We start from the raw sequence: 14,627 nt of genomic DNA, 5'->3' as shown, positions 1-14,627 counted from the left end.
TGTTCGAGTTTGTTATGTCGGAACAATCCATTTCACCTACTGTCCAAATTAATACACGTGGTTTACGTTGTCCTGAACCTGTCATGATGTTGCATCAAGCCATCCGCAAATCTAAATCTGGCGATGTGGTTGAAGTCTTCGCAACAGACAACTCGACCTCGTGGGATATTCCTAAATTTTGTATGCATTTAGGCCATGAGTTGCTTTTGCAAGAAGAACGCTTAGATGAAAATGGTCATAAAGAATTTCATTATTTGGTGAAGAAAGGGTAATAGAATAATAAGGCTTCTAATAAAGACTGTTAGAAGCCATTAATAATTCAAATTTAATTTGAAATGATAATTTTTCACAAATAAGAATCGTTATATAATCTATAAAATGATGTATATAAATGACGTATAAAAATGAATGATTATTTTGTGAAACGAATCTTATTTATTTGTCTTTGGTTTTTCTCTATTGCTGGTTTATTACATATAGAGACTTCTTGGTTATCTGAAACTCTTGCCACCATTATTTTAGTTACTATTATTATTTTTGGCTCAATTCTGTTGGGTTATAGAAATACATATTTTGCTCCCGAACCAAAAATAAAGATGAGTCTGATTTTGCATACAAGATTTATGGGGTTCATGTTAATTCTTGATTTATTACTTGGTAAATCGGTTTGGTACTTCGATTTAGCTCGAAACTTTGGTTTTCTTGGCCTATTTTTATTAGGCACATTTATTTTTTATAAAAAGAATCTTAATTTAAACGTAGCAAAAATACCGCCTTTTCAATAAGCGAATTCCAATAAAAAGCCCCGAATAATCGGGGCTTTTTTATTGCATGTTTGGATATGAGGTACGGTTAGCAAAGCAATGCTTTGCCGTGACGCAAGGAATTACATATTAGGGTAATTCGGACCACCACCACCTTCTGGTGTTACCCATGTGATGTTCTGAGATGGGTCTTTAATATCACAGGTCTTACAGTGAACACAGTTCGCTGCGTTAATCTGGAAGCGTTTAGAGCCATCATTATCTTCCATGATTTCGTAAACACCAGCTGGGCAGTAGCGCTGTGCAGGCTCATCCCATTTCGGTAAGTTCACATTCACTGGAATTGAAGCATCAGTCAACTTCAAGTGAGCTGGCTGGTTTTCTTCATGAACCGTGTTTGAAATAAACACAGAAGATAAGCGGTCAAAAGTCAACTTGCCATCTGGTTTTGGATAGTTTGGCTTGAAGCTGGTTGCATCAACCGTTTTCAATGCAGCGAAGTCTTGCTTCAAGTCATGCAAAGTAAATGGAACTTTAAAGACATTCTGGTCGATAAAGTTAAATGCACCACCAATCCACTGACCGAATTTATGCATTGCTGGACCAAAGTTACGAGAGTTGTAAAGCTCTTCTTTTAACCAGCTGTTGTTAAATTTGTCAGTGTATGACGTTAATTCTTTAGTGAATAAATCTTCGCCTTCGGTAACACGTGCAATGGCAAGGTCACCGCCTTTTTCTACACCGGCAGCAATGGCTTCAAAAACAGCTTCACCACATAACATGCCTGATTTCATGGCAGTGTGTGAACCTTTGATTTTTGCAAAGTTTAAGAAACCTGCATCATCACCAATCAAGCAACCGCCTGGGAAAGTCAATTTAGGCAATGAGTTGAAACCGCCTTTCACTACAGCACGTGCGCCGTAAGAAATACGCTTCCCACCTTCTAAAAACTGTTTAATCAGTGGGTGAGTTTTCCAGCGCTGCATTTCCATAAATGGATACATGTGTGGATTTTCATAAGACAAGTCCACAATCATACCCAAAGTTACTTGGTTGTTTTCAGCGTGGTATAACCACCAGCCACCTGAAGAAGCTGTTTCAGCCAATGGCCAACCTGCACCGTGCATGACTAAGCCCGGTTTATGTTTTGCAGGGTCGATTTCCCAAAGCTCTTTAATCCCGATACCGTAGTGCTGAGGATCAACATTTTTATCGAGGTTATATTTTGCAATCAGGCGTTTACCTAAGTGACCACGGCAACCTTCAGCAAAGAGGGTGTATTTAGCGTGAAGTTCATAGCCTGGTGTAAAGTTATGCGTTGGTTCGCCATCTTTACCAATACCCATGTCACCAGTTTGAATACCTTTTACAGTACCGTCTTCATGGTAAAGCACTTCAGATGCAGCAAAGCCAGGGAAGATAGATACTTCTAATTCTTCAGCTTTTTGGCCTAACCAGCGAACCACGTTACCTAAAGAGATAACATAATTGCCATCGTTATGCATGGTTTTAGGAACCATCCAGTGAGGCACTTCTTTAGATGTGGTGTCTGATAACAAGAAGAAAGTTTTATCTTCAGTTACAGGTACGTTTAAAGGCGCACCTTCTTCCTTCCAGTTCGGGAAAAGTTCGTTGATGGCACGTGGCTCAAGCACAGCACCAGACAAGATATGCGCACCTACTTCAGAGCCTTTTTCAACTACACAAACAGAAAGATCGGGTAAGTTATTTTCAATCGCTAATTGACGGATCTTAATCGCAGCAGATAGACCTGCAGGTCCTGCACCTACGATGACAACGTCAAACTCCATCGATTCACGTTCGATGTGTTCCATGTAGGACTCCTCAATACTTAAAGGTGGCAACCGTCATATTCAGAAATTCGGTGCTGCCGTGAGTGTTTTAATCCATAGGCGCAAATATGCTATTGTGCCTTTTATCGTTTTGGCTAGTATAGTTTTAAACCATGATCTAGCCAATTGGCTGAGTCGTCATATTTTTTCGTCAGCAAGGCATAAACTATGGTAAATCAAAATAATTCCCCATCGGATATGGGAAAAATACCGTTATCTGATGATAAAAACTTAATGAACATTGCACAATACTTAAAAGGTGTACAGCAAAGTCACAAAAGGTCAATTCCACCTTTAGAGCAGTGGCATCCAAAGCATTGCGGCAAAATGGATTTGACGGTTAAAGCCAATGGAGAATGGTGGCACGAAGGTCAATTGATTAAGCGCCAAGCCCTATTAGATCTATTTACCAAAGTCCTATGGAAAGAAGAGGGTAAATTCTACCTGAAAACCCCCGTAGAACAAATTGAAATTGAGGTCGAAGATGAACCTTTATTAGTCAATCAGGTAGATCAGGTTGAAATTTCAGGTGATCAGTTTTTACAACTGACTACGACTAATCAAGATGTGATTTTGGTCGATGCTGAACATCCAATTTTTATGCGTGAATATGACGGGGAATTGCGTCCTTATGTGCATGTACGTTTTGGAATTAACGCCCTTATTCAACGTCAGTCTTTTTATCATTTAGTGAACTATGGAACACTCATTGAAAAAGAGAATGGTGAAACCATTTTAGAGTTAAAAAGTGGTAATTTGCTCTTGCAATTAGGCACTTGAGGTTTAAGCTTTAGGAAGTGAAAATTTCCGACACTTCAGTACAGCCATGACAGCCATACAACCTCTATTTACCGATCTAGAACCTATGCCTAACGCATCTGCTGATGCTCCAATTGGTATTTTTGATTCGGGAATTGGAGGAATGTCAGTTGCAGCAGAAATTGCCAGATATTTGCCAAACGAACGTATTGTGTATTATGCCGATACTGCCTATGTTCCTTATGGTCCACGTTCCGATGACGAAATTAGGGAACTCACGGCTCGGGCCGTCGATTGGCTATATCGCCAAGGCTGCAAAATTGCGGTGGTTGCCTGTAATACAGCTTCAGCATTTAGTCTTGACCATTTACGCGAGCATTATGGTGAACACTTTCCAATTGTTGGGTTAGTTCCAGCATTAAAACCTGCCGTATTACAAACACGCTCTAAAGTGGTTGCCGTGTTGGCGACACCTGCTACTTTTCGAGGACAACTCATTAAAGATGTTGTTGAAAAGTTTGCTGTTCCAGCAGGTGTTAAAGTGATGACTTTAACCAACCTCGAACTTGTTCCTTGTGTGGAAGCAGGGCAGCAAATGGGGGAGGCATGTTTAAACGCATTAAAAGAGGTTTTACAGCCTGCCGCTGAGCAAGGTGCAGACTATTTAGTGCTCGGTTGTACTCATTATCCTTTCTTAAATGAAGCAATTCATCATCTTTTTGATAACCAATTCACACTGGTTGATTCGGGATTAGCAGTAGCCCGACAAACAGCCCGTATTTTAATAAAAAATGCGTTATTATGTGACCAAATAGGTCAGAATGTTGCACGTATTGAATGTTATGTCAGCGGAAATAATGCTGAGGCACTGCAACCTGTTTTACAACATATGATTCCACAAGAGTTAACTTGGACACTTCATAATCTGAACTAGTTTTTTTCATCGTTTAGAAAGTAGTGTTTTTTAGATTTATTATTTTATTTGGGGCGGTTCATGATCTTGGCTGATTTTAAGTCACATACAGATCATGGGGCGAAAGGGTATTGTTATGCTCGATACACGCTATCAGATTTTTATTTCAACGTCTGGCCGCGATATGCAGCCAGAGCGAATGGTTTTGTCTCAAACTTTGGTAGGGATGGGTTTCTTTGCTTGGGGATTAGAGCATCGAACACCTTTAACCACTACACTTGCACGTCGACAGATTGATGAATGTGATTATGTAATCCTACTTTTAGGCAGCCAGTATGGAGAACAAGCGATTTCTGGTGTGAGTTATCTGTCTTTAGAGTATGAATATGCGTTAAGTCAGGCGAAACCGATTATTGTTTTCATGCATGAACAGCCAGAAAACCGTGAAATAGATTTACAAGAAACACATTCACAACTTAAAGATAAATTTCTCGCATTTAGAAAAAAATTATTACACGAAGCAGAGCATATTTTTTACTTTAAAACTCCACGTGAACTGGAGTTGGCTGTTCGTTTAAATATCCCTTTAATGATTGAGCAGTATGGGGGAAAAGGCTGGGTTCCTGCACATCAAGCTCATCACTTAGAAGACGAAATTAAGCTATTAAAAAGTAAAATTTTACAGTTAGAACAGCGAGTAACCGAGCCATCTACACACTTAAATGAAGTTGCACCGCAAGATATTTTTGCATTTGAATATCAGATTCAAGCATTTCAGGATGGCAACTTTAAAGAGCTTAAACGTCAACGACAAATGACTTGGTCTCAGTTGTTAAGCGTGCTGGCAAAGCGCTTTGAAACAGCGATGCCAGAAGAGAATTTTGCAGCTTGTCTGAATGAATATTTAAATCAGGCTGGCTTAGAGGATGCTCGTCAGGAATTACCACGAGCACATGCGGTGGCCTGCGCACAGATTAATCATAAAGCACTGTTTCGAATTAAAAATCAAATGCAATCCCAAGGCTGGATTGTTCCAACTCAAACTGAACAATCATATGGCCTATGGAAACTAACCACTAAAGCTCAAAAGATATTGCTGAGCTATAAATGGAATCATCGGGGCGTTCGATTAAAAGCTTAGAGCGATTCAATTTATATATGACAATGAAAACTGTTACATTAGTGTCATAAGATGAACTGAAAGGCATTTACACATGTCGTTTGAACAAAAACCGAAAGTTACTGTCATTTTAGCGAATTTAGGCACACCAGATGAGGCGACTGTGCCTGCGGTGCGCCGTTTTTTAAAACAGTTTTTATCTGATTCACGCGTGATTGAAATACCGAAACTGATCTGGTGGATAATTTTAAATCTGTTTGTTTTGCCTTTTCGCCCGAAAAGAGTGGCGCATGCCTATGATTCGGTATGGTCCGCAGATTCGCCAATGCGTGAAATTGTGTTTGAACAAACCAAACGTGTGCAGGCTTATCTACAGCAGGAAAATAAACAGTTTGATTTAACTGTGGTACCCGCAATGACCTATGGAAATCCGGGGATTGATGCAGTTTTAGAAAAATTGGCGGCTAACCCGCAAGAACATGTCATTTTATTACCTTTGTTTCCTCAGTATTCCGCAACATCTACAGCGCCGTTATACGACGCGTTTGCCAAATGGATTCCTAAACAGCGGAATTTGCCGGGGCTGACGATTATTAAAGACTATTATCAGCATCCAATGTTTATTCAGGCATTGGCAGAAAGCGTTTTAGCTTACCAAGAGCAGCATGGCAGACCTGAAAAACTATTGATGTCATTTCATGGTATTCCACAACCATATGCAGACAAAGGTGACCCTTACGCAGACCGTTGTCGCATCACAGCAAAGCTGGTGGCCGAAGCCTTACATTTAAAAGATGATGAATGGGCAATTAGTTTCCAGTCGCGTTTTGGAAAACAAGAATGGGTGAAACCTTATACCGACCAGCTGCTACAAGATTGGGCGCAGCAAGGTGTTAAGTCTGTTCAGGTGTTAAGTCCAGCTTTTTCTGCCGATTGTCTAGAAACGCTTGAAGAATTAGCGATTCAAAATGCTGAACTATTTCAACAAGCAGGCGGTGGAAGCTATGCTTATATTCCGGCTTTAAATAGCGATCAGGCTCATATTGATTTGCTTGCAGGTTTAGTTCAGGCTAATCTTGATGCCCTTACCCATACCTTAGCCCACCGTTAATTGTGTTTTAGCCAGAGGTTTTTATGCTGCAAGTCAAAATTGTTCCAGTTACTGCATTTGCTCAAAATTGTTCCCTCGTTTGGGACAGTGAAACGAAAGAAGCAGTTTTGATTGATGCTGGTGGTGACGCTGCTGTTTTGAAAAAAGAAGTAGAAGCCTTAGGTTTAAAAGTCAAGGCCCTGTGGCTGACTCATGGGCATTTAGACCATGCAGGAGCGGTGGGTGAGCTTGCTAAAGAATGGAGCGTTCCAGTTATTGGTCCACATAAAGAAGATCAATTCTGGTTAGACATGATTCAGGAAGTTTCAGCACGGTATGGTTTCCCAATTCCGCAGCCTGTTAAAGTCGATCAATGGCTTGAAGGTGGCGAAGTGCTAAAACTTGGTGAAGATGAGTTTGAGGTGCGCTTTGCACCGGGGCATACACCAGGACATGTTGTTTTCTATAATAAAAATCATGGCTTACTTTGGACGGGTGATGTTCTGTTTAAAGGTTCGATTGGACGAACAGACTTCCCGCGTGGCAATCATGATCAGTTAATTGAATCGATTAAACGTGAATGTTTTAGTTTGCCAGATGATACTCAGTTTATTTCTGGACATGGCCCGATGAGTACCATTGGCTATGAAAAACAATTTAACCCGTTTGTCGCTGGTAAAGCAGGTTAATCCTCATAATCATCTTCATTTTGACTACCCTTGTTTTGCTGAGGAGCATCTTGGGTAGGCAATTTATATTCATCGTTTGCCCAAGCGCCTAAATCAATTAATTTACAGCGTTCTGAGCAAAACGGACGAAACTCATTACCTTCCCAAACACTTGGTCCACCACAACGTGGGCAGGGAAATGTACGTGGCATATAGCGATATCCTCAAAGTGAAGAGAAATAGATTAGGCAAAAGTCAGGTGACTTGTTAGACTTATGCCGATTTTTATTTAGTTTGATGTGATTATGCCGATTCGTCAATTTCAAGCACAACGTATGCAAGCGCCTCGTGATTTTACCCCAATTGAAAATACACCGATTTGTGTTGAAATTGGTGCTGGCAAGGGTAAACATGCTTTGCTCTTTACCGGCCAACAGCCACAGCATACGTTATATGCAATTGAACGAACCCGAGAAAAATTCTTGGCAATGCAAAAACAGCATGGTTTGGAACCAAGAGATAATTTGGTACCTGTACATGCAGATGCTTTACCTTGGGTTGTACACGCTTTACACCCTGCTCAAGTTGAACATTTCTTTATACTCTATCCAAATCCAGAACCACATAATCCGGCACAGCGCTGGTTGAATATGCCATTTTTTGAGTTCTTAATCTCACGCCTGCAAACAGGTGGAACCATTACATTGGCAAGTAATATTCCTGAATATATTGAAGAAGCAGAACAGCAGTTAATTCATGTGTGGAAGCTGCCTTATCAAAAAGAAAAAATTGCTCAAACCTCTGCACGTACTCATTTCGAAATTAAGTATTTAGAGCGTGGCGAGCTTTGTCAGCAACTCATTATGACCAAGCCTGAAGGCTACAGCACACGTTTTGATGATTTTGCGCCGCTACAAGGGCAGACTCATGGCGAATAAGCGGGTTGCCATTATTGGTGCTGGTCCGGCTGGTTTAATGGCGGCGGAGGTGCTGAGCCAATATGCTTATGACATTGATATATATGAACAAAAACCATCTGCTGCGCGTAAGTTTCTTATGGCAGGTAAAACAGGGTTAAATATCTCACACGCTGAACCATTAGCACAGTTTATTGAGCGTTACGACCGTCCAGAATGGCTAAAACCTTGGATTGAAAAGTGGGATGCCGTCTGGATTCAAGACTGGATGAAAAGTCTTGGAATTGAGTCTTATGTGGGCAGCTCTGGTCGTATTTTTCCTGTCGAAATGAAAGCTGCACCTCTATTACGTGCTTGGCTAAAACGCTTGGCAGAACAGCAGGTTAAATTCTTTTATCGTCATCGTTGTATTGATTTGCAAGGTACAACAGTGACTTTGCAAAATCAGAATAATCAAAACACTGAAACTTTTACCCAGCAATATGATGCTGTGGTATTGGCATGTGGGGCTGTGTCGTGGTCACAATTAGGTAGTGATGGTGCATGGCAGCAATGGATTCATCAATCTAATATTGAGCCTTTCCAGCCAAGCAATGCAGGGGTCTTGCATGTTTGGTCTACTTTTATGGAAAGTTGTTTTGGTGAGCCCTTAAAACGCGTCCATGCATGGGTCGATCCTAGCCAAATTACACATGGTGATATTGTGATTACTCACTATGGTTTAGAAAGTGGGGTTATTTATAAACTCGGGCGTGCCTTACGAGAACAGCAAAAACAAGGGCAAAGCTTAAATCTATTTTTAGATTTATTGCCTGATGTAGAAATGCCGCTATTAGTTAAAAAATTACAGGGTGGTAAGAAACAATCTCTGACTAATATCTGGCGTAAAGCAGGCTTAGACACAGCCAAGATTAACTTAATCAGAGAAGTGGTTGATAAAGCATTATGGAACCAACCAGATGCCATGGCTCAGCAAATCAAAGCACTTCAAATCAAGTTAGAGGGCTTTAGACCCATTGAAGAAGCGATTAGTTGTGCGGGAGGCATTAAGCAAGAAGCACTGTCCGAAAGTTTAAATCTCAAAGAAATATCAGGGGTGTTTTGCTGCGGTGAAATGCTAGATTGGGATGCACCTACAGGTGGTTATTTGCTTACAGCATGCTTTGCCACAGGGCGAGCCGCGGGAGAGGGTGTGCGTTCATTCTTGGAGCGATAAGTGCTTCATTTGGCGCTATGTTTGATAGGTGAAAAGTGTTATTTTTGAGCGATCAATAATAATAGGAGTTGCGATCACATGTCTCAAGCATCACCAGTCTATCAGGGAAGTTGTTTATGCCAAGGCATTCGCTATGAAATTAAAGGCGATATCGGAGATATTATTCAGTGCCACTGCCAACGATGCCGAAAAGCCAATGGAACAGCATTTGCCACGAATGCTCCTGTTAAAAGTGCAGATTTTAAAATTACCCAAGGCGAAGAATTAGTCAAAAAATTTGCTGTGGAAGGTGTGTATCGTTGGTTCTGTAGTGAATGTGGTTCACCTTTGATTAGCTCGCGTGATGGACAGCCTGAACTATATCGTTTAAGAATTGGTACTCTGGATACACTATTAGATCAAAAACCAACGATGCATATTTTTGCTGCTTCAAAAGCAGAGTGGGAATGTATTAAGGACGATTTGCCGCAGTATGCTGAACGTCCATAATTAAAAAAGTATATTTCAATCAACTTTTAGATGGACTAATATAATCAAAATAGGGAGATGGCATTCTTCCCTTGAAAAACCGCCGTATTGGCTAATGATGCCTACGTTACCCTCATGTATTTATATCGCTGGGTGCGTAGGTTATTGCGTACTTTGCTTATTTTTGGAGTACGCCATGTCACATTTACCTTCATGCTTTTTTACTCTTTTAGCGTCTATCTAAAGGGGTCGTCCTATGTATTACTCTCTACTTTCAATTGCTCTAGGTTCCGTTCTAGGGGCTTGGTTACGTTGGTTCTTAGGCTTAAAACTCAATCCGATTTATCCTCAAATTCCATTGGGTACCGTTACTGTTAACTTGGTCGGCGGGTTTATTATTGGTTTTGCGATTGCCTACTTTGCTCATAGTGACTTAAGTCCAAACTATAAACTTTTTGTGATTACTGGTTTTTGTGGTGCTTTAACCACCTTTTCAACCTTCTCAATTGAGATTGTCACTTTATTGCAAAGTGGTAAGTTGGGAATGGCGATGTTGGGGATTTCTATTCATTTAATTGGGTCGTTAATTTTTACGTGTTTGGGTTTGGCGACTTATTATTGGGTAGCAGGCAACTGATTATTCAGATGTTTAAGGCACGATATATATGGCACGGCCTCTGTTTTACAATATTCTCCAACACCATTTGTATAGGCATACCTTACTTTTGAAAGATCAAAAGTAAGCAAAAATCTTTTGTTTCGCTGATGCTACATCCTTATAGCACAGCGAAACAGCGGCATCCTTGCCGCTTGTCACGATAGTAAATGACTAATTATTATTTAAATTTTAAAAAGAAAATTATCTGATTTATTCTTTGATTTGATACGCGTTAAAGTCATCAACAGCCTGACTGAAATCAGAGATATATTGTTTTTGCAAAATATTGGATAAGTGCAAACAGATAACAGGTTCTGTTGATGAAAATGGTTTTGCCTACTTTTCCCAAAAGAAAAGTAGGTCGAGCCGAAGGCTAATCTAGGTATAAAATCTAACTGAAAAAACTCTGTTGTGACAATCCTATGATTTGAGGGATTACCTAATAAAGCTTATTATTTTTCAGCTAAAGCCTGACCTTCAAACTTCACACCATCCCAACCATTTTGCATAAATTGACGGATATTTTGGTGATCAGTTCCCTCTGGTGTAGCCAATACAGATGCATAGTGTTCTGCAAATAAACTTAAAGTTTGTGCTTGGTCTAAATCTTGTAATTTGGCAAAAGAGAAAACTTTTGCACTGCCTTGGTTTTCAGTAGCAGCGTTATGCTGTGCACCATTTTGAAAAGCTGTTGGAGTATGTTGGTAGCGTACTTCAATATGAGCTAAAACGTCTGAAAATTTTGCTGTGCCTGCTTGTAATTGGGCAAGTAACTCTTGTGCCATTATCTTAAACTTCCTATCAAATGAGAGTTTAAGCATAGCATCGAATAGAAGCTTTGAAAGCTTGGCGAATACAAAAAATTGATGAGTTGTGGAAAAAATAAGAATAGTTTTTACATAAGTTGTGGATAAGTTCTCTTTTATACACAACATAAAAAGATCGAAAAAACGGACATAAAAAAAGAAGCCTAAGTGGAGGAGATAGTCTTAGGCTTCCAATGATTTAAGTGTATTGATCAAACCTTAACGTAAGATTAACTCTTACGATTAAAGCGAGCGAAACGTTTATTAAAGCTTGCAACACGGCCTTCGTTACTTGCTTGACGTACTTCACCTGTATAGAAAGGGTGTGATGCACTTGAAATATCAAGGGTGACATAAGGATAGACTTGACCTTGATATTCTTTAGTTTGTTTCGTCTGGAGAGTACTGCCAATTAAGAAGTACACATCTGCATTGGTATCATGAAATAACACTTGTTGATAAGCAGGATGAATATCTTTACGCATGAGAGATTGTCCTAAATTATTTTTGATTAAAGAAATGTTATAACATAACAATTAAAAAGTCAATGTACCCCCTAAAGGTCACACTGACTCAAAATTTAATTAGCTAGATGGCGGGACCAGTTCTTCAAATAAATCACTGAGATTGTCATGTACTTTTAAGTGAATCAGGTTCCAGTAGTGTCCTGAAATTGTTCTATTGACCATCAGCGTATCTGGTGAAGGTTTAAAGACATCCCAATACTTTAAAGATTTTTTCACAAGCAACATGCCATCATGATGTGATGAGTTCTCGGCAAAATCATAAGTGGTATTAAGCGGGCGTAATAACACTTCAATCCATAGCTTATACAGATCACTTGGGAACTTGCCTTTTTCAGCAAGGGAATGTAGTTCGAGTAGCTCTGTTTCAATCAGATCAATATTTTCATGGCGAGCTGCATTCACCAAACGCTTGAAGTGCTGAACGATTTCATTTGAAAGTGTTTTAACACTGCCATAGTCATAAATAATTACACTGCCGTCTTGGCGGAAAGCGAAATTTCCAGGGTGAGGGTCACAGTGAAAACGTTTTAAAAAGAACATTTCCTGACCTAAAGCACGTATTAGGCGGTTTCCAATTGTATTTCGAATTTCGAGCGGCCAAGAACTTGCAGTTTCAATGCTGTCACCTTGTTCGAGGCTTAGGGTCAAAATACGTCTTGAAGAGTAATCTTTATAAACAGTGGGAATGATAATTTTGTCATCTAACTGACTATGGAATGTTTTAAAGACCTCAAGATTTTGAGCTTCAATTTCATAATTGAGTTCTGCTGAAAGGCTATCCTGAATTTCTGCAAAAAGCTGATCCTGCAACTTTTTATCAATTTTAAGTACACCCATTAAGCGAAGAGCTAAACGTACTTGTTTTAAGTCACTTTCACAGGCTTCATCAACACCTGGATATTGCACTTTAACCACGACTTGTTCGCCACTAGGCAGAGTAGCTTTGTGAACTTGCCCAATCGATGCAGCAGCAAAAGGTTCACTATCAAAAGATTTAAAAGCCACATTAAGCGGTTTCCCAAGCTCTCGTTCAATTTGCTGTTGAATCGCGGCAAAAGGCATGGCTGGGGCTTGGCGTTGTAACTTTGAAATTGCTTTAGCGACTTCGGGTGGGAAAATATCTTTATATTGCGAAGCAATTTGCCCGACTTTCATGACGGCACCTTTCATTTCTCCTAAGGTGTCGGCAATTTGCAAACCAATATCCTGAAATAATTTGGTTTTTGAAGCCAGCTTTTGCTCTTCATCTGCGGTCAAGTTTCGAATCGAGTTAGAAACGGTTTTCGTTGCAATGCTCGCGGTCATTCCTGCAAGTTTCATAAAACGTTTGCCTGGTGAACTTGCATTCTTTGCCATATCTTCGATACCTCATTGACTACAACATAATATTGCTTAGTTTTGATCATAGGTGACAAAGCTTAAAAAGCCTATACGAAATTGTTTATCTCATGTAAGAAAATTTTCGAAAAACAAAATGTTATTTTTATAGTAAAAAATATGAAAAGCTTGTGAAAATCCATTTCATAAACAAAGCTTTAATATCTATAAAGTCTCTATTTTTTTAGTGCTAATGTGAATGACAGGTTAAATAAATATAGAGATAACAAAAGCGATGACAAGTTTAAATTCGGCCCATGGACGATCTCAAGCAGTTCCTTTATCTGTATTTGAGCAGTCAAAAGATGCGCATATTATTCGCTCCGATGAAGAGGCAATTGAGGTTGCAAAACAACTTGCCCAAGAGTTTGCACAAGAGGCATCAGAGCGAGACAGAGAGCGCCGTTTACCCTTAAATGAAATTCAACAGTTCTCACAAAGTGGCTTATGGGCCATTACAGTTCCTAAGCAGTTTGGTGGTGCACAAGTCAAATATCGAACTTTGGCTGAGGTCATAAAAACCATTGCGAGTGTTGACCCATCTCTTGCGCAGCTTCCTCAAAATCATTTGGCTTTTATTGAACATTTACGTCTTGATGCAGGCCCAGAACAACAACAGTTCTTCTTTAATTTAGTGTTAAGAGGAATCCGTTTTGGAAATGCCTTTTCGGAAAAACATAGTAAAACGGTTGCTGACCTCACTACAACATTACGAAAGACCGAGCACGGTTATGAAATTAATGGCAAGAAGTTCTTTGCAACAGGCGCATTACTTGCACATTGGATTCCGATTGTCGCGGTGAATGAACAGGGGCAGCCTTATGCAGCACTAGTCCCTCGGGAAACGTCAGGGGTGAATATTATTAATGACTGGTCTGGTTTTGGCCAACGAACCACAGCCAGTGGCACTGTTGAACTTAATCAGGTTCCAGTACGTGAAGAATACTTAGTTCCGATTTATCAGGCTTTCGAGCGACCAACACCAGCGGGAGCAATTTCACAGTTTATTCAAGCTGCTGTCGATGCAGGTATTGCGCGTGGTGCAATTGAAGAAACAATTCACTATGTCAAAAATCATAGCCGCGCATGGGTCGACTCAGGTTTGGAAAAAGCGAGCGATGATCCATATACGATTGCGAACATTGGTGATTTAAAAATAAAACTTCGTGCAGCAGAAGCCGTATTGGATTTGGCAGGAGATGCGATTGATCAAGCAATTGCCGATACTTCCGAAGAACATGTAAACCAAGCCACTTTACTGGTTGCCGAAGCAAAAGTACTCACCACTGAAGTTGCAATTTTAGCTGCCAATAAGCTTTTTGAATTGTCGGGAACGCGTTCCACTTTATCTGAGCTTAATCTGGATCGCCATTGGCGTAATGCACGTACCCATACCTTGCATGATCCGGTGCGCTGGAAATATCACATTGTCGGTAATTATTACCTCAATGGCGTCCACCCGCCCCGTCATGCATGGAGTTAAATTGAAGA

Annotated in this window: 17 protein-coding genes, 1 pseudogene and 1 riboswitch; of the genes and pseudogenes, 13 read left to right on the top strand and 5 right to left on the bottom strand. The window is 40.1% G+C overall.

Translation table 11 applies throughout. The features are described from left to right. Positions 1–14: 14 nt before the first annotated feature. Together tusA and RMB03_RS02025 are read left to right on the top strand one after the other, a co-directional pair. On the top strand, positions 15–272 hold the full coding sequence (gene tusA / locus RMB03_RS02030) for a sulfurtransferase TusA (RefSeq protein WP_005037115.1): 258 nt from the start codon (positions 15–17) through the stop codon (positions 270–272). Between the two features lie 132 nt (positions 273–404). Then, a complete protein-coding gene (locus RMB03_RS02025) occupies positions 405–785 on the top strand; it encodes a hypothetical protein (protein WP_311073472.1) in 381 nt (126 codons plus the stop codon). A gap of 101 nt (positions 786–886) precedes the next feature. Here the strand turns inward: RMB03_RS02025 and RMB03_RS02020 are convergent, their stop codons facing one another. After that, positions 887–2,599: an electron transfer flavoprotein-ubiquinone oxidoreductase gene (locus RMB03_RS02020; RefSeq protein WP_005037110.1), complete on the bottom strand. Its 1,713-nt coding sequence runs from the start codon at positions 2,597–2,599 to the stop codon at positions 887–889. 186 nt (positions 2,600–2,785) lie between these two features. On the opposite strand from RMB03_RS02020, the gene RMB03_RS02015 reads away from it, so the two are divergent. The 5 genes from RMB03_RS02015 to RMB03_RS01995 all read left to right on the top strand — a co-directional run bounded on the left by RMB03_RS02015 (position 2,786) and on the right by RMB03_RS01995 (position 7,188). Continuing rightward, entirely contained in the window at positions 2,786–3,397 is a 612-nt protein-coding gene (locus tag RMB03_RS02015; protein WP_004640922.1) for a DUF1285 domain-containing protein, read from the top strand. A gap of 46 nt (positions 3,398–3,443) precedes the next feature. Further along, a complete protein-coding gene (gene murI, locus RMB03_RS02010) occupies positions 3,444–4,310 on the top strand; it encodes a glutamate racemase (protein ID WP_004640924.1) in 867 nt (288 codons plus the stop codon). Positions 4,311–4,425: 115 nt separating this feature from the next. Further along, complete coding sequence (locus RMB03_RS02005; RefSeq protein WP_311073466.1) at positions 4,426–5,430, top strand: DUF4062 domain-containing protein; 1,005 nt, start codon at positions 4,426–4,428, stop codon at positions 5,428–5,430. 73 nt (positions 5,431–5,503) lie between these two features. Then, positions 5,504–6,520, top strand: coding sequence for a ferrochelatase (gene hemH, locus RMB03_RS02000; RefSeq protein ID WP_311073464.1), 1,017 nt, complete (start codon positions 5,504–5,506; stop codon positions 6,518–6,520). A 23-nt stretch (positions 6,521–6,543) separates the two neighbouring features. Continuing rightward, positions 6,544–7,188, top strand: coding sequence for an MBL fold metallo-hydrolase (locus tag RMB03_RS01995; protein ID WP_005045031.1), 645 nt, complete (start codon positions 6,544–6,546; stop codon positions 7,186–7,188). Here RMB03_RS01995 and RMB03_RS01990 read toward each other — a convergent pair. After that, positions 7,185–7,379 carry a DNA gyrase inhibitor YacG gene (locus RMB03_RS01990; protein ID WP_003654666.1) on the bottom strand — a complete coding sequence of 65 codons (195 nt, stop codon included), beginning with the start codon at positions 7,377–7,379 and terminating at the stop codon, positions 7,185–7,187. The genes RMB03_RS01995 and RMB03_RS01990 overlap by 4 nt on opposite strands. A gap of 87 nt (positions 7,380–7,466) precedes the next feature. Between RMB03_RS01990 and RMB03_RS01985 the strand changes: the two genes are divergently transcribed. The 5 genes and pseudogenes from RMB03_RS01985 to RMB03_RS21030 all read left to right on the top strand — a co-directional run. Continuing rightward, positions 7,467–8,105: an SAM-dependent methyltransferase gene (locus tag RMB03_RS01985; protein WP_092707193.1), complete on the top strand. Its 639-nt coding sequence runs from the start codon at positions 7,467–7,469 to the stop codon at positions 8,103–8,105. Then, positions 8,095–9,300 (top strand): TIGR03862 family flavoprotein, encoded by a 1,206-nt coding sequence (locus RMB03_RS01980; RefSeq protein WP_311073458.1) that lies wholly within the window; start codon positions 8,095–8,097, stop codon positions 9,298–9,300. The genes RMB03_RS01985 and RMB03_RS01980 overlap by 11 nt, the downstream gene beginning before the upstream one ends. Before the next feature lie 78 nt (positions 9,301–9,378). Further along, on the top strand, positions 9,379–9,789 hold the full coding sequence (locus RMB03_RS01975) for a GFA family protein (protein WP_311073456.1): 411 nt from the start codon (positions 9,379–9,381) through the stop codon (positions 9,787–9,789). Between the two features lie 44 nt (positions 9,790–9,833). Further along, positions 9,834–9,900: riboswitch (Fluoride riboswitch) on the top strand. A 124-nt stretch (positions 9,901–10,024) separates the two neighbouring features. Then, positions 10,025–10,405: a fluoride efflux transporter CrcB gene (gene crcB / locus RMB03_RS01970; protein ID WP_003654670.1), complete on the top strand. Its 381-nt coding sequence runs from the start codon at positions 10,025–10,027 to the stop codon at positions 10,403–10,405. Between the two features lie 219 nt (positions 10,406–10,624). Next, positions 10,625–10,720 (top strand): annotated as a pseudogene (locus RMB03_RS21030) (hypothetical protein); the annotation flags it as partial. 158 nt (positions 10,721–10,878) lie between these two features. On the opposite strand, the gene RMB03_RS01960 reads toward RMB03_RS21030, so the two are convergent. The 3 genes from RMB03_RS01960 to RMB03_RS01950 all read right to left on the bottom strand — a co-directional run bounded on the left by RMB03_RS01960 (position 10,879) and on the right by RMB03_RS01950 (position 13,115). Then, positions 10,879–11,211 (bottom strand): HopJ type III effector protein, encoded by a 333-nt coding sequence (locus RMB03_RS01960; RefSeq protein ID WP_311073453.1) that lies wholly within the window; start codon positions 11,209–11,211, stop codon positions 10,879–10,881. A gap of 251 nt (positions 11,212–11,462) precedes the next feature. Continuing rightward, on the bottom strand, positions 11,463–11,717 hold the full coding sequence (locus RMB03_RS01955; RefSeq protein WP_003654672.1) for a type B 50S ribosomal protein L31: 255 nt from the start codon (positions 11,715–11,717) through the stop codon (positions 11,463–11,465). Positions 11,718–11,816: 99 nt separating this feature from the next. After that, the gene (locus tag RMB03_RS01950; RefSeq protein ID WP_004640943.1) at positions 11,817–13,115 is read right to left on the bottom strand and encodes an AarF/ABC1/UbiB kinase family protein; all 1,299 of its coding nucleotides are present in this window, start codon (positions 13,113–13,115) and stop codon (positions 11,817–11,819) included. A 256-nt stretch (positions 13,116–13,371) separates the two neighbouring features. On the opposite strand from RMB03_RS01950, the gene RMB03_RS01945 reads away from it, so the two are divergent. Further along, entirely contained in the window at positions 13,372–14,619 is a 1,248-nt protein-coding gene (locus RMB03_RS01945) for an SfnB family sulfur acquisition oxidoreductase (RefSeq protein WP_005045016.1), read from the top strand. Positions 14,620–14,627: the final 8 nt, after the last annotated feature.

The sequence above is a fragment of the Acinetobacter sp. V91_7 genome, assembly GCF_031799075.1.
Lineage (GTDB): Bacteria > Pseudomonadota > Gammaproteobacteria > Pseudomonadales > Moraxellaceae > Acinetobacter > Acinetobacter calcoaceticus.
The sequence above is the reverse complement of the archived record's forward strand: the minus strand, read 5'-3'. Positions and strand labels throughout refer to the sequence as shown.

Bases quoted from the DNA above. Each gene is read 5' to 3' on its own strand.
- tusA (WP_005037115.1), top strand. From the start codon at position 15: ATGTCGGAACAATCCATTTCACCTACTGTCCAAATTAATACACGTGGT.
- RMB03_RS02025 (WP_311073472.1), top strand. From the start codon at position 405: ATGAATGATTATTTTGTGAAACGAATCTTATTTATTTGTCTTTGGTTT.
- RMB03_RS02020 (WP_005037110.1), bottom strand. From the start codon at position 2,599: ATGGAACACATCGAACGTGAATCGATGGAGTTTGACGTTGTCATCGTA.
- RMB03_RS02015 (WP_004640922.1), top strand. From the start codon at position 2,786: ATGGTAAATCAAAATAATTCCCCATCGGATATGGGAAAAATACCGTTA.
- murI (WP_004640924.1), top strand. From the start codon at position 3,444: ATGACAGCCATACAACCTCTATTTACCGATCTAGAACCTATGCCTAAC.
- RMB03_RS02005 (WP_311073466.1), top strand. From the start codon at position 4,426: ATGCTCGATACACGCTATCAGATTTTTATTTCAACGTCTGGCCGCGAT.
- hemH (WP_311073464.1), top strand. From the start codon at position 5,504: ATGTCGTTTGAACAAAAACCGAAAGTTACTGTCATTTTAGCGAATTTA.
- RMB03_RS01995 (WP_005045031.1), top strand. From the start codon at position 6,544: ATGCTGCAAGTCAAAATTGTTCCAGTTACTGCATTTGCTCAAAATTGT.
- RMB03_RS01990 (WP_003654666.1), bottom strand. From the start codon at position 7,379: ATGCCACGTACATTTCCCTGCCCACGTTGTGGTGGACCAAGTGTTTGG.
- RMB03_RS01980 (WP_311073458.1), top strand. From the start codon at position 8,095: ATGGCGAATAAGCGGGTTGCCATTATTGGTGCTGGTCCGGCTGGTTTA.
- RMB03_RS01975 (WP_311073456.1), top strand. From the start codon at position 9,379: ATGTCTCAAGCATCACCAGTCTATCAGGGAAGTTGTTTATGCCAAGGC.
- crcB (WP_003654670.1), top strand. From the start codon at position 10,025: ATGTATTACTCTCTACTTTCAATTGCTCTAGGTTCCGTTCTAGGGGCT.
- RMB03_RS01960 (WP_311073453.1), bottom strand. From the start codon at position 11,211: ATGGCACAAGAGTTACTTGCCCAATTACAAGCAGGCACAGCAAAATTT.
- RMB03_RS01955 (WP_003654672.1), bottom strand. From the start codon at position 11,717: ATGCGTAAAGATATTCATCCTGCTTATCAACAAGTGTTATTTCATGAT.
- RMB03_RS01950 (WP_004640943.1), bottom strand. From the start codon at position 13,115: ATGGCAAAGAATGCAAGTTCACCAGGCAAACGTTTTATGAAACTTGCA.
- RMB03_RS01945 (WP_005045016.1), top strand. From the start codon at position 13,372: ATGACAAGTTTAAATTCGGCCCATGGACGATCTCAAGCAGTTCCTTTA.